We start from the raw sequence: 13,502 nt of genomic DNA on the forward strand, positions 1-13,502 counted from the left end.
TGTCAGAGTGCCTGCTGCCAGGCCGTGACCAGCGCGCGGGCCCGCTCGCCCACCTCGGCGGCCGTCAGCCCCGGCGTATAGAGGGCGGTCCCCAGGCCCGCCCCGTGCACGCCGGCGGCGCGCCAGTCGGCGAAGTTGTCGCTGCCGATGCCGCCCACCGCATAGAGCTCGGTGCCCGCGGGCAGCACGGCCATCATCGCCTTCATGTTGGCGATGCCGACCTGGGAGGCGGGGAACAGCTTGAGGCCGGAGGCGCCTGCCGCCAGGGCGGCGAAGGCTTCGGTGGGGGTGACGATACCGGGCAGGGAGACCATCTCGAGGCGCCGGCTCTCGCCGATCACCGCCTCGTTCGTGTTCGGCGAGACGATCAGGCGACCCCCGGCGGCGTGCACCTCGCGCACCTGCTCGGGCGTCAGCACGGTGCCGGCCCCCACCAGGATCTCCTCGCCGCCACGCCCGGCGCAGTGCGCCACCAGGCGGCGGAGGCTCTCCAGGGGCTCGGGGGAATTGAGCGGCACCTCGATGCGGGTGATGCCGGCGCCGATGACGGCCTCGGCGATGGCGATGATCTCGTCCGGCGTGACGCCGCGCAGGATGGCGACCAGTGGCAGGCTCATGAAGGCTCCTTGCAGTCTCGGGGCGGCCGGGCGGCCGCGCCTCAGGGGGTTGCGGGCGGCGTGGCGTGGTGGATGCGCCCCAGGCCGGCCAGGATCATGTCGGCATTGGCGTGCTGGCCGACTGCGAAGCCCCGGTGCTCCAGGGCGATCCGGTAGCGCCGGCACAGCGCCTCGGCACCGATCAGCACGACGGGGCTGCCGGGGGCCAGCGTCGCGGTGGCACCGGCCAGCTCGAGGCCCAGCACCAGGCCGGACAGGCGCGCCGCCAGCCGTTCGCCGCGCCGGGCATCGCCGGGCAGCGAGGCATCGAGCAGGTCCCGGGCGCGGATGCCGAACAGCTCGGCACTCAGGCGCTCGGGAGCGGCCATGGCGGTGTCGATGCCGCCCAGGTAGGCCGCGCGCTGGGCCGCGTCGGCAAGGTCATCGGCGTGAAGCGAGTGCTTCAGCACCGAGTCCCGGCTGAGCAGCTGGTAGAGCTCGCCGCTCATGAAGGTGGTGAAGCCGGTGATGCGGCCCGCCTCGAGGCGTGCCCATTTGGCGTGGGTGCCCGGCAGGCAGACGGCGCCGCTGAAGTCGAGGTGCCTGGCGACCAGACCGGAGAGCTGGGTCTCCTCGCCGCGCATCACGTCGAAGGCCTCGCCGCCGTCCGGCGAGGCATGCTGACAGAGCCCCGGCACGATGCGCACACGCAGGCGGGCATCGCGGGTAATCACCGGGGTCAGCTGGCCGCCGAGGCGGCCGAGGGTATCGGTCGCCCCGGCATCCAGCGCCAGGTAGGCGGCCTCGACCCAGCCCTGGCGGGCCCCGGCCATGCCGCACACCAGCACCTCGGTCGGCCGGTTCCCGGCCGCCGGCGGCAACCAGTCGCCGACCACCTCCAGCAGCGCCCCTTCGAACTCGTCAGCGGCCAGGCCCAGCATGCCGCGCGGGGCGCTGGCCTCGGCGATGACTCGGTCGTCGCCGTCCAGTGCCCAGGCCCGCAGGTTGCTGGAGCCCCAGTCCACGGCGATCCAGGCCGGGGAGACGGTCGTGTTGGTCGACACGCTCATGCTCGCCCTCCCTCGACCACCGGGGGCCGGCCCTTCGGGTCGCCGATGGTCAGGGCGTGGAAGCTGGAACTCATCTCTCTCTCCTCACTCTTCACTGCTAACGCCTCACGCCTTACCACTCGGCCACCGAGCCGTCCTCGTGCTGCCACACCGGGTTGCGCCAGCGGTGGCCCACCTTGGCGCGCTCCTCGACGAAGGCCTCGTCGATCTCCACGCCGAGCCCCGGCCCCTGGGGAATGGCGCAGAAGCCGTCCTCGATGGCCAGCGCCGACTTGTCGACCAGGTAGTCGAGCACGTCGTTGTCCTTGTTGTAGTGGATACCCATGCTCTGCTCCTGGATGAAGGCGTTGTGGCAGACCGCATCCACGTGCAGCGAGGTGGCCAGGGTCAAGGGCCCCAGCGGGCAGTGCGGCGCCAGGGCCACGTCATGGGCCGAGGCCAGGGCGGCGATCTTGAGGCCCTCGCTGATGCCCCCGCAGTGCGAGAGATCCGGTTGGACGATGTCGATCATGCCGTCGGCCAGCAGGTCGCGGAACTGGAAGCGGGTGTGCAGGCGCTCGCCGGTGGCCAGCGGGTAGCCCAGGCCGCCGGCGATTTGCTTGAGGCACGGCAGGTGCTCGGGGGCCACCGGCTCCTCGACGAACATGGGGTGGAAGGGCTCCAGCTCGCGCAGCAGGGCCTTGGCCATGGGGCGATGCACGCGGCCATGGAAGTCGATGCCGATGCCGACGTCCGGTCCCACGGCGTCCCGGGCCTCCGCCACCCGGGCCACGGCCTCGTCGACCTTGCGGTGGGAGTCGACGATCTGCAGCTCCGGCGTGCCGTTCATCTTGAAGGCGGTGAAACCCTGCTCGACCAGCGCACGGGCGCCGGCGCCCACGTCGTCGGGGCGGTCGCCGCCGGTCCAGGCATACATGCGCATCCGGTCGCGCACCGGGCCGCCCAGCAGCTGGTGCACGGGCACGCCCAGGTCGCGACCCTTGAGGTCCCAGAGCGCCTGGTCGATGCCGGCGATGGCCGACATCAGGATCGGGCCGCCGCGATAGAAGCCGGCGCGATACATCACGTTCCACAGGTGCTCGATGCGGTGCGGGTCCTGGCCGACCAGGTAGTCGGAAAGCTCATGCACGGCCGCCTCCACCGTGGCGGCGCGGCCCTCGATGACCGGCTCGCCCCAGCCGTAGACGCCCGCGTCGGTCTCGATCTTGAGAAACAGCCAGCGCGGCGGCACCTGCCAGGTCTTGAGTCGGGTGATCTTCATGGGGTGGGTCCTCGGGTGGGGCAAGTGGCAACGGCCGCGCCGCGACGCGGCCGCGAGTCAGTCGGGCAGCGAGGCCGGACGCGTCAGCGGGCGCGTGCCGTGCTCGACGCCGAGGTCGGCGGCGGTGCGTGCCAGGACACGTTCCGTGGCGTCGCGAGCCGCCTCGGGATCCCGCAGGCGGATGGCGTCGAAGACCTGGCGATGACGCTCCAGGCTGTCGTCCAGGGAGCCGGCCTGGTGATGGGAGTGCTGGATCAGGGCGACGATGGAGGGCCGCAGCAGCAGTCCCATCTGGCGCCAGACCAGGTTGTGGCTGGCGCGGTAGATGGCGTCGTGAAAGGCGACGTCATGGTCGGCATGCTCCTCTCGCCGCGCCGGGTCGGCGGCACTGTCGCACATCCCGACCAGCGCCGATTCGATCCGCGCCAGGTCCTGTCCCGTGGCCGCCAGGGCGGCGAGCTCGCTGACGAACGGCTCGGCGGACAGGCGAAAGGCGAAGACCTCGCGGACCAGCTGCGGATGCGGCGCCTCGAGGCCGGCCATCCACTCGCTCATCTGCGGGTCGAGGAGATGCCAGTCCTCGATATCGCGCACCACCGTGCCGCGCCCCGCAGTGCGTTCGATCAGGCCGCTGCCGCTCAGTTCGGCGAGGGCGTTGCGCACGCGATTGCGACTGGCCGAGAAGTGCTCGCACAGGTCTCTCTCGCGGGGAAAGGTCTCTCCGCTCGCCCACTTGCCCGACAGGATGGCATGCGCCAGCGTGGTGGCCAGGGCCTGGGCCCCGCCGGCATCGGGAGGCAGCGGAAGCTGGGATAGCGTCGTCAAGGGGACCTCCGAAATATCTGACCTTACTATACGAAATGTCTGACATTTATTCCAGCTCCCCTGACTCCCCGCCTGCTAGACCTTGGTCGCAGCGGTCTGGCGGCGGACCGGGTCACACAACGACTCGCTGAGGGCACGCCTCACTTCCAGACGACCATTCCATGAAAATCCAATCCTTCAGGCCAACAGAGTGGATAAAGATCACCTTCTGGATTATTCTCCTGCCTCGACAGCGGAGACACCCCTCGGCTGTAGCGTCGGCGGCCCTACCCGGGCCGCAGGACCGATCAGGAGAACCACCATGTCCTCTGACCCCGTCACCCTGATGGTGGCGCGTCGCGTGGCCCGCGGCCGCTACCGTGATTTCCTCGCCTGGCTCGACGAGGGCCGCGCGCTGGCCGCGGACTTCGGCGGCTACCTGGGCTCCGGCGTGCTGGCCCCGCCCCCCGGCGATGACGAGTACCAGATCATCTTCCGCTTCCGCGATGCCGAGACCCTCGCCACCTGGGAGCACTCCGCCTCGCGTCGGGCCTGGCTGGCCCGTGGCCAGGGCCTGTTCGAGGCGCCCCAGGAGCACCGCGCCACCGGCCTGGACCACTGGTTCCAGCCCGCCGGCAGCGCCGCACCGCCGCGCTGGAAGCAGGCCATCGCCATCTGGCTCGCCTTCTTTCCCGTCTCGCTTGGCTTCCAGTGGCTGCTCGGCGAGGCCCTGGCGGGCCTGCCCCTGGTGCCACGGGTGCTGGCCAGCACCCTGATGCTCACCCCGGTGATGGTCTTCCTGTTCATTCCCCTCTCGACCCGGCTGCTGGGCCCCTGGCTGCGCGGCGAGGTCGCGCCCCTGCCCCGCCTGGCGCGCCTGCTGAGAGCCTGAGTGGCGCCGCGGGCCATCTCACCCACCGGGAGAGGCATGGTAGGCTGGCAGTCGTTTCCCTTATTCGGAGCCCGACCATGACCGACGCCGCTCAGCTCCTCGAGACCCTGGTGGGCTTCGCCACCGTCTCCCGCGACTCGAACCTGGACCTGATCGCCTTCGTCGAGGACTATCTCGACGGCCACGGCGTCGAGCACTGGCGGGTCGACAACGACGACGGCACCAAGGCCAACCTGCTGGCCCGGATCGGCCCCGCGGTGGAGGGCGGCGTGGTGCTGTCCGGCCACACCGACGTGGTGCCGGTGGACGGCCAGCCCTGGTCCAGCGACCCCTTCACCCTGCGCAACGGCGGCGATGGCCGCCTCTATGGCCGCGGCACCTGCGACATGAAGGCCTTCATCGCCTGTGCCCTGGCCGAGGTGCCGCGCTGGGTGACCCTGGACCTCGAGCGGCCCCTCTACCTGGCCTTCTCCTACGACGAGGAGGTCGGCTGCCTGGGCGCGCCGCGGCTGATCGAGCGGCTGCTGGCCGACCATCCCCGCCCGGCGGCGGTGTTCGTCGGCGAGCCGACCCTGATGCAGCCCGTGGTGGCTCACAAGGGCAGCACCAACCTGCGCACCACCGTGACCGGCCGCGCCGCCCACTCCAGCCAGGTCAACCAGGGCGTCTCGGCGATCCACGTCGCCGCCCGCCTGGTGACCCGCATCGAGGACGTGATGGCCGAACTGCGTGCCGAGGGCCGGGTCGACGAGGCCTTCAACGTCGCCCACTCGAGCCTGCACGTGGGCAAGATCGCCGGCGGCACCGCCATCAACATCATGGCCCGGGAGTGCAGCTTCGACTGGGAGGTGCGCCACCTGCCGGGGGACCGCTTCGAGGACCTGCTGGGCCGGGTCGAGGCCTACGCCGACGAGCTGCAGGCCGAGATGCGTGCCCGGGCCCCGGAGACGGGGATCCGCACCGAGCGGCTCACCAGCACCGTGCCGGCGCTGGCCGATGACGACAACGCCGAGGTGCTGGCCCTATGCCGGGCGCTGGTCGGCGAGGTGCCCTCCGGGGCGGTGGCCTATGCCACCGAGGCCGGCCAGTTCCAGCGCGCCGGCCTGTCGACGGTGATCTGCGGCCCGGGCAGCATCAGTCAGGCCCACCAGCCGGACGAGTACCTCGAGATCGAGCAGCTCGAGGCGGGGGTGGCCTTCATGCAGGCCCTGGGGCGGCAACTGGCGGAGGCCCGCTGAGATGCCCCGACTGCTGATCGTCAAGACCGGTGATACCTTCGAGGACGTGGCGCGGGTCCACGGCAATTTCGAGGAGCTCTTCCTGGCCGTGCTGAGGCCGCTGGCCAGGCGCCATCCCGCCCTGTCGCTATCGGTCTTCGATGCCCGCCGCGACGGTGCCCCGCCCGCGCTGGACACCCTCGACGCCCTGGTGATCACCGGCTCCCATGCCATGCTCAGCGACGCCGAGCCCTGGAGCGAGGCGCTGCTGCCCTGGCTGCGCGAGGCCATCGACCGGGATATCGCCATGCTCGGCGTCTGCTATGGCCACCAGCTGATGGCCGCGGCCTGCGGCGGCACGGTCGGCTTCCATCCGGCGGGCCGGGAAACCGGCACCCAGGCGATCACCCTGACCGAGGCCGGCCGCGGCGATCGCCTGCTGGGCGAGCTGCCCGCCACCTTCACCGCCCAGCTGACCCATGCCCAGTCGGTGCTCGAGGCCCCGCCGCGGGCCGAGGTGCTGGCCTACAATGCCCATGACGCCTACCAGGCCCTGCGCCATGGGCCTCGTCAGTGGAGCGTGCAGTTCCATCCGGAATTCACCGCCCCGGTGATGCGCGCCTACCTGAGCCACCAGCACGAGGTCCTGGCCGAGCAGGGACAGGATGCCGACGCCCTGATCGAGGCCGTGACGCCCGCGCCCGCGGCCTCCTCGGTACTGCGACGCTTCGCCGAGCGGCTGGTCGCCGGCGAGCTCTGAGCCAGACGACGACGCCCCCGCCGTCACCGGCAGGGGCGTCTCGACATCGCATCGACGGCACGCCGTCTCAGGGGCGCTCGCTACCCATCTCCCCGCGGCCTGTCGCCTCGCCGGCCTCGGCGGTCCCCTCCTCTTCGACGAGCCTCTGCTGGAGACGCTGGGCGTCCGGGGCCCCGGCGGCGGCCTTGCGACGCTGGCGATACAGGTCGCGCAGGCCGCTGAGCAGCATGGCGGCGACGATCAGCCCCCCGCCCACGAAGGCCAGCAGCGTCGGCACCTCACCGAGCCAGGCCCAGACCAGCAGGGTCCCGACCAGGGTCTCGAGCAGCATCACCAGGCTGACCTCGGCCCCGGGCAGGTAGCGCGGCCCGGTCTGGATCAGGAAGTAGGCGGCGGGCAACAGCAGGCCCATCAGGGCGATGCGCTGCATGTCGTCGGCCGGCGGCAGCTGCACCCCGCCCAGCGGGATGGCCGGCAGCAGCATCGCCAGGCAGCCCAGCGGCAGCACCACGGTGGTATCGACCCCGCGCTGGCGATCGCCCTTCTGGACGCTGGCCACGGTGGTATTGATGGCGATGGCGGCCGGCACGAACAGCGCCACCGCCAGGCCCAGCAGGCTCCCCTGCCCGACCTCCCCCGCCGCCATCAGGCTCGCCCCGGTCACGCAGATGCCGATCACCACCCAGGTCTGGCGACGCAGCCGCTGGCCGAAGCACAGCAGGCCGATCAGTCCGGCGACCAGCGGCGCCAGGTTCATCATCACCAGCACGTTGCCGGCGGAGGTCAGCCGGTTGCCGATGACGAAGGCCCAGGCACTGCCGGCAAAGGCCAGCGGACACCACCAGATGGCGGGCCCGCAGGCGCGCAGGGCCGCGGGCAGGGCGCGCCCGTAGCGCAGCGCGGCAATGGCGAGCAGCACCCCGCCCAGCAACAGGCCCCGCCAGAACATGAAGGTAGCGACGTCCACCTGGGTGTCCTTGACCAGCAGGGCATCCGGCGACAGCAGGAGCACTCCGGTCATGGTGATCAGGTAACCGCGCAACCGGAACGGCAAGCGCTTCCACATGCGAGCTCCCTCCCCGTGGGCAATGCAAGGTGGCGGCGATAACAACGACAGCAGGCCGGGGATTCCCCCGGCCTGCTGGTCGTTACGGGCGTCGCCGGGGGCTCCCCGGCGACGCGGCTCAGGCCCGCTCGCGGCGGGGCACCGGGCCGTCGTCGTCGCGGCGACGACGGGGAGCGCGATCGGGGGCGCGGTCCTCGCTGATCTCCAGCGGACGACCGGCCACCCGGGCGCGCGCCATCTTGTCCAGGATGCTGGACGGCAGGCCGTTCGGCAACTCGACGACGGAGAATGCATTGCGGATGTCGATCCGGCCGATGCGGTTGCCCTCGATGCCGCCCTCGTTGGCCAGCGCGCCGACCAGCTGGCCCGGCTTGACGCCGTCCTTGTGGCCCACGGAGACGCGGTAGCGGGTCATGCCCTCGCTGGGGGCACCGTCGCGGGGGCCGCCCTCGCGACGCGGTGCCTTGCCATCACGCGGGGCGCGCTCGGCACGCTCGGTGCGCTCCTTGCGCGGCGCCTGGAGGCGGCCGATGGGCGCCTCGTCGGCGCGGGCCAGGGCGGCGAAGGCGCAGGCCAGCTCGACGGGATCATGCCCCTCCTCGACCAGCCGCTCCACCAGGGCCCGCTGCTCGTCGGCGCCCTTGGTCAGGGAGGCGACCACCCGGTGGTGGAAGACCTGGTCGCGATGGGCGCGGATGGCGGCCTCGTCGGGCAGCGGCATCTCGCTCATCTTCTGGCCGGTGGCCTGCTCCAGCCAGCCGACCTTGCGGCTCTCGCGATTGCCGGCGAAGGTGATCGCCACGCCGTCGCGGCCGGCCCGCCCGGTACGACCGATGCGGTGGGTATAGGCCTCGGAATCCTGCGGCAGGTCATAGTTGATGACGTGGGTGATGCGCGGCACGTCCAGGCCACGGGCGGCCACGTCGGTGGCGATCAGCACGTCGACCTTGCCGCGCTTGAGGCGGGTGATGGTGCGCTCGCGCAGGCTCTGGTCCAGGTCGCCGGACAGGCTGGCCACGTTCACGCTGCGGGCGGAGAGCTGCTCCATCAGGGTGGTGCAGGCCGCGCGGGTGCGTACGAAGACGATGGCGCCGTCCACCGGCTCCACCTCGAGGATGCGCGCCAGGGCTTCCAGCTTGGCGCCGCCCTCGATGCGCACCCGGCGCTGCTCGATGTTCTCGCCGGTGGTGGTGCGCGATTCGATGGCCACCTTGACCGGCTCCACCAGGTAGCGGTTGACGATCCGCTCGATCTCGGTGGGCAGGGTGGCGGAGAAGAACACCCGCTGGGCGTCGGTCGGGGTGTCGGCCACCACGCGCTTGACGTCGTCGATGAAGCCCATGCGCAGCATCTCGTCGGCCTCGTCGAGCACCAGGGCGGACAGGCCGTCGAGCTTCAGGCTGCCGCGGTCCAGGTGGTCGATGACCCGGCCGGGGGTCCCGACCACGACCTGGGCGCCACGCCGCAGGGCGCTGAGCTGCTCGCGGTATTCCTGGCCACCGCACAGGGTCGCCACTTCCAGCCCCTTGAGGTTCTGGCCGTACTTGGTGAACGACACGGCCACCTGCTGGGCCAGCTCACGGGTCGGGGCCAGCACCAGCACCTGGGGCACGCGACGCCCGAGGTCGAGCCGCGAGAGCAACGGCAGGGCGAAGGCAGCGGTCTTGCCGGTGCCGGTCTGGGCCTGGCCCAGCATGTCGCGGCCTTCCAGCAGGGCCGGAATGGTCTGTGCCTGGATCGGCGACGGGGTCTCGTAGCCGAGGGTCTCGATGGCGGAGAGAACGTCAGGCAGCAGGGCCAGATCGCCGAAGCTCGGCGAGGCGACAGAAGTCGAGGTCATGAATCACACCTTGGTAGGCCGGCATGGCCGGCGAAAAACATCGTTGGCGCCCCTGACGCGGTCAACACGGTCAGGACCCTGCACGGGGCAAGGCAACTACATCGGAGTCGGGGACGCCGGTCGCACCTGGCATCCGGTTGACACCTGCTGTTGGCAGGCGAACCGTCGTGGCGACCGTCTGCGCCGAACTCGCCCGGGTGGCGAATTCTCGTTGGCGCTCCATCTTCACAGTTCGAACGCGCGGGGCACGGGGCCTGGCGTTTTGCGATCATCGCGCTCACCTGGCGTGAGCGGGTCGCATCGTCATGATGGTGGGGTCAGCACATGCGAGGAGCGCGCATGCTACCATCGTCGCGCTGACCTGGCCAGCCTTTTCCATTTTCCGCGCTATCGCCATGGGGCGCGACGAGGGGCGCCGGGGACAGGTCGTAGAGGAAGAAATGGACCTGTCGACGGATCAGCCCCGAGCGTCTCTCAACCCGACCACATCTTCGAGGAGCTCCCATGCCGAACCTCTGGGTCGACGCCGATGCCTGCCCGCGCATCGCCCGCGACATCATCGTGCGCGCCGCCGAGCGTACCGCCACCCCGACCACCTTCGTGGCCAACCACCAGGTCCCCCTGCCGCCCTCGAAGTGGGTCAAGGGGCTGGCGGTGAGCCACGGCTTCGACGCCGCCGACGACGAGATCGTCGAACGCCTCCAGCCGGGCGACCTCGTCGTCACCTCGGACCTGCCGCTGGCCATGGCCGCCATCGAGCGCGGCGCCAGGGTGATGACCAGCCGCGGCGAGGCCCTGAACGAGAGCAATATCCGCGCGCGGGTGCAGATGAGGGACTTCATGGAGACCCTGCGCGCCAGCGGCGAGCACACCGGTGGCCCCAAGGGCTATTCGGACGTGGATCGCCGCGAGTTCGCCAATGCCCTGGACCGCTGGCTGGCGAAGCAGAAGTAAGGGGTTAACCCCTCACTCCTCGCTCCTCACGCCTCGCCCCTCATCACCCCTTCTCGCGAATCCCCCGGCCCGGCAGGCGCTTCCGGTCATGGGGCCGGTCGAGCCGCAGCAGCGGCCCGGCGGGCACGATGCCGTTGGGGTTGATGGTCTTGTGGCTCATGTAATAGTGGCGCTGGATATGGTCCAGGTTCACCGTCTCGGCCACGCCCGGCCACTGATAGAGCTCGCGCAGGTAGTTCGACAGGTTCGGGTAATCCTCGATGCGCCGCAGGTTGCACTTGAAGTGGCCGTGATAGACGGCATCGAAGCGCACCAGGGTGGTGAACAGGCGGATATCTGCCTCGGTGAGCCACTCGCCGGCCAGGTAGCGCCATTCGGCGAGCCGGGTCTCCAGCCGGTCGAGGGCGGCGAACAGTGCCTCGACGTGCTTCTCGTAGACGGCCTGCTCGGTGGCGAAGCCGGCCTTGTAGACCCCGTTGTTGACATGGTCGTAGACATCGGCATTGACGGCATCGATGGTCTCGCGGAGGTCCGCCGGATAGAGGTCGAGCCGGTTGCCGGTGAGTCCATCGAAGGCGGTGTTGAAGATGCGCACCAGATCCGCCGACTCGTTGTTGACGATCCGGCCGTCCTGCCTGTCCCACAGGGCCGGCACCGTTACCCGCCCGGTGTAGTGGGGGTCGGTGAGGGTATAGAGCTCGCGATGGTAGTCGACGCCATTGAGCGGGTCGCCGCTGGAGCCCTCGTCCTGGTGGTAGGTCCACCCCTGGTCGAGCATCAGCGGGCTGGTGTGTGACACGCCGATCAGTCCCTCGAGCCCCTTGAGGCGCCGCATGATCAGCGTGCGGTGGGCCCAGGGGCAGGCCAGTGAGACGTAGAGGTGATAGCGCCCCGCCTCGGCGGGCCGACCCGGCTGGCCATCCGGTCCCGGTGCCCCGTCGGCGGTGACCCAGTCGCGCAGCTTGGCGGATTCGCGAACGAACTCCCCGCCGTGCTTCTCGGTGTCGTACCACTGGTCGTGCCACTGTCCGTCGATCAAGAGCCCCATCTCGGCCTCCTCGTTACTGGTAAGGGTTACCCTTAGCGTAAGCCAATAAAATCGAAGCTCAAGCGCACAATTTGCCGACGATCATTCGATCTTTTCGAACCGATGCGGCGGCGCGCAGGCCATGACGGCCTCCTGCAGGTGCCGGGCCATGGCCCGGGTGGCCGGCCCGGCACGGTCCTGGTCGCGGTGGATCAGCTGGATCGGCACCTCGCGCACGCCGCCGGCCGCCAGCGGCAGCGGCTTCAGGCGCCCGGCCTGCAGGGCGTCGAGGATGCGCGTCTCGGGCACCCAGGCGAAGCCGAGGTTGCGCTCGAGCATGTCGATGGAGGTGTCGAGATGGCTCACCGTCCAGCGCTGCTCGGCCTTCAGCCAGCCGGCATCCAGCGACTGGCGCAGGGCGGAATCGCGCACCACCAGCTGGCGGTGCTGCTCCAGGTCACGCAGGTCCAGCGCCCGTCCCAGGCGATGCAGCGGATGGTCGGGGTGGGCGACGGCGATGAAGCCGACCGTCACCAGCGGCTCGCCCAGGAAGCCGCGGGCGGCCAGGCCCGAGACCAGCAGGTCGGCATGGCCGTCCTGGAGCATCTCGACGCCGCCGTTGAGCACCGTCTCGTGGAGCTGTACGCGCACATGGGGATAGGTCGCCGAGAACGACTCGAGGGCCCGGGCCAGGGCATCCGGGGGAAAGATCTGGTCGATGGCCAGCACGATCTCCGCCTCCAGCCCTTCGGCCAGCCGCGTAGCCACATCCTCCAGCGAGTCGGCGTTCTCGATCAGCTGGCGGGCCCGGCGCAGCAGCATCTCGCCGGCCTCGGTCAGCCGCACCTGACGCCCCACCGGCTCCAGCACCGCCACGCCGAGCTGCTCCTCGAGCTTGTGCACCGCATGGTTGAGGGTGGAGGGGCTCTTGTGGATGGCCTCGGCGGCGCGGGCGAAGCCGCCATGGTCCACCACCGCGGCGAGCATCTGCCACTGTGCAAGGGTGACGCGAGACATTTTCGAATTCCTCGAACCGATTGCGCGAAATGATGCGCTTAATCTTCGAAAAAATCGGCCTATAATGCCAGTCATCGATACCCTGACAGGAGACACGCCATGCCGGCCAGTGCCACGACCCGCCGCATCGCGCGGCGGCTGAGCAGCCAACCCAGCCAGGACGGCGACGGCGTCGCGATCCGTCGCCTCCATGACTTCGGCGGCGGCCTGGACCCCTTCCTGATGCTCGACGAGCTGGAAGCCGCCCCGGATGATGACGACATCGGCGGGTTTCCCCCGCACCCGCATCGCGGCATCCAGACCCTCACCTACGCGCTGCGGGGCGGCCTGCGCCACGAGGACCACCTGGGACATCACAGCAGCATCGGCGCCGGCGATGCCCAGTGGATGCACACCGGACGCGGCATCATCCACGGCGAGACGCCCTTCACCGACGATGGGGGCCTGCATGCCTTCCAGCTGTGGCTCAACCTGGCGGCCCGGGACAAGCTGTCCACGCCCACCTATCGCGATGTCCGGGCCGCCGAGATGCCGCATCTCGCCAGGCCCGGCGCCGAGCTCATCGCCCTGGGCGGCGACTGGCGGCTCGCCGACGGCGAGGCGATACGCGGTCCCCTCGAGGCCCTAGCGGGCCAGGGAGCGATGGCTCACCTGCATCTCGCGGCCGGCGGCGCCCTCGCGCTGGAGAACACCGCGACCACCCTGCTGGTGTTCGTCTTCGACGGCCGCCTGGCGATCGCCGACGAAGCCGTGTCGCGCGGCGAGCTGGTGCGCCTTGGCCCCGGCGAGCGGCTGCCCCTCGCCAGCGATAGCGGGGCCGAGGCCCTGCTGCTCGCCGGGGAACCCCATGGGGAGCCGATCGCCCACTACGGCCCCTTCGTGATGAACCATCGCCATGAGCTCGAGCAGGCCATGCGCGACTACCGCGACGGGACCTTCACCGCCCCCTGACGCCATCCCCGGGGGTTGCCAAGCCGCCACGAGTCGTGTCATCGTTG

13 protein-coding genes are annotated in these 13,502 nt (G+C 70.5%); 5 read left to right on the forward strand and 8 right to left on the reverse strand.

What is annotated here, in order from left to right:
- Nucleotides 1-2 precede the first annotated feature (2 nt).
- From FHR97_RS08565 to FHR97_RS08580, 4 genes are all read right to left on the reverse strand, one after another.
- Nucleotides 3-617, reverse strand: coding sequence for a 2-dehydro-3-deoxy-6-phosphogalactonate aldolase (locus tag FHR97_RS08565; protein ID WP_183383386.1), 615 nt, complete (start codon nt 615-617; stop codon nt 3-5).
- A 41-nt stretch (nt 618-658) separates the two neighbouring features.
- Nucleotides 659-1,666 carry a 2-dehydro-3-deoxygalactonokinase gene (locus tag FHR97_RS08570; protein WP_183383387.1) on the reverse strand — a complete coding sequence of 336 codons (1,008 nt, stop codon included), beginning with the start codon at nt 1,664-1,666 and terminating at the stop codon, nt 659-661.
- Between the two features lie 112 nt (nt 1,667-1,778).
- Nucleotides 1,779-2,927 carry a galactonate dehydratase gene (dgoD, locus tag FHR97_RS08575; protein WP_183383388.1) on the reverse strand — a complete coding sequence of 383 codons (1,149 nt, stop codon included), beginning with the start codon at nt 2,925-2,927 and terminating at the stop codon, nt 1,779-1,781.
- 57 nt (nt 2,928-2,984) lie between these two features.
- Nucleotides 2,985-3,752, reverse strand: coding sequence for a FadR/GntR family transcriptional regulator (locus FHR97_RS08580; protein WP_183383389.1), 768 nt, complete (start codon nt 3,750-3,752; stop codon nt 2,985-2,987).
- 301 nt (nt 3,753-4,053) lie between these two features.
- On the opposite strand from FHR97_RS08580, the gene FHR97_RS08585 reads away from it, so the two are divergent.
- From FHR97_RS08585 to FHR97_RS08595, 3 genes are all read left to right on the forward strand, one after another.
- Nucleotides 4,054-4,623, forward strand: coding sequence for a putative antibiotic biosynthesis monooxygenase (locus tag FHR97_RS08585; protein ID WP_183383390.1), 570 nt, complete (start codon nt 4,054-4,056; stop codon nt 4,621-4,623).
- Between the two features lie 77 nt (nt 4,624-4,700).
- Nucleotides 4,701-5,861 (forward strand): acetylornithine deacetylase, encoded by a 1,161-nt coding sequence (argE, locus tag FHR97_RS08590; protein WP_183383391.1) that lies wholly within the window; start codon nt 4,701-4,703, stop codon nt 5,859-5,861.
- A 1-nt stretch (nt 5,862) separates the two neighbouring features.
- Entirely contained in the window at nt 5,863-6,600 is a 738-nt protein-coding gene (locus FHR97_RS08595; RefSeq protein ID WP_183383392.1) for a glutamine amidotransferase, read from the forward strand.
- Between the two features lie 67 nt (nt 6,601-6,667).
- On the opposite strand, the gene FHR97_RS08600 is transcribed toward FHR97_RS08595, so the two are convergent.
- Together FHR97_RS08600 and FHR97_RS08605 are read right to left on the reverse strand one after the other, a co-directional pair.
- Nucleotides 6,668-7,666, reverse strand: coding sequence for a DMT family transporter (locus tag FHR97_RS08600; RefSeq protein WP_183383393.1), 999 nt, complete (start codon nt 7,664-7,666; stop codon nt 6,668-6,670).
- Nucleotides 7,667-7,784: 118 nt separating this feature from the next.
- Nucleotides 7,785-9,506, reverse strand: coding sequence for a DEAD/DEAH box helicase (locus tag FHR97_RS08605; RefSeq protein WP_183383394.1), 1,722 nt, complete (start codon nt 9,504-9,506; stop codon nt 7,785-7,787).
- Between the two features lie 504 nt (nt 9,507-10,010).
- Here FHR97_RS08605 and FHR97_RS08610 point away from each other — a divergent pair.
- A complete protein-coding gene (locus FHR97_RS08610; protein WP_183383395.1) occupies nt 10,011-10,460 on the forward strand; it encodes a YaiI/YqxD family protein in 450 nt (149 codons plus the stop codon).
- A gap of 43 nt (nt 10,461-10,503) precedes the next feature.
- Here FHR97_RS08610 and FHR97_RS08615 read toward each other — a convergent pair whose 3' ends face one another.
- The gene (locus tag FHR97_RS08615) at nt 10,504-11,508 is read right to left on the reverse strand and encodes a glutathione S-transferase family protein (RefSeq protein ID WP_183383396.1); all 1,005 of its coding nucleotides are present in this window, start codon (nt 11,506-11,508) and stop codon (nt 10,504-10,506) included.
- A gap of 81 nt (nt 11,509-11,589) precedes the next feature.
- Nucleotides 11,590-12,504 (reverse strand): LysR family transcriptional regulator, encoded by a 915-nt coding sequence (locus tag FHR97_RS08620; protein ID WP_183383397.1) that lies wholly within the window; start codon nt 12,502-12,504, stop codon nt 11,590-11,592.
- Between the two features lie 99 nt (nt 12,505-12,603).
- Here FHR97_RS08620 and FHR97_RS08625 point away from each other — a divergent pair, with 99 nt between their 5' ends.
- Nucleotides 12,604-13,455, forward strand: coding sequence for a pirin family protein (locus FHR97_RS08625; protein ID WP_183383398.1), 852 nt, complete (start codon nt 12,604-12,606; stop codon nt 13,453-13,455).
- Nucleotides 13,456-13,502 lie beyond the last annotated feature (47 nt).

Origin of the sequence: Halomonas stenophila (genome assembly GCF_014192275.1) — a bacterium.
Taxonomy (GTDB): domain Bacteria; phylum Pseudomonadota; class Gammaproteobacteria; order Pseudomonadales; family Halomonadaceae; genus Halomonas; species Halomonas stenophila.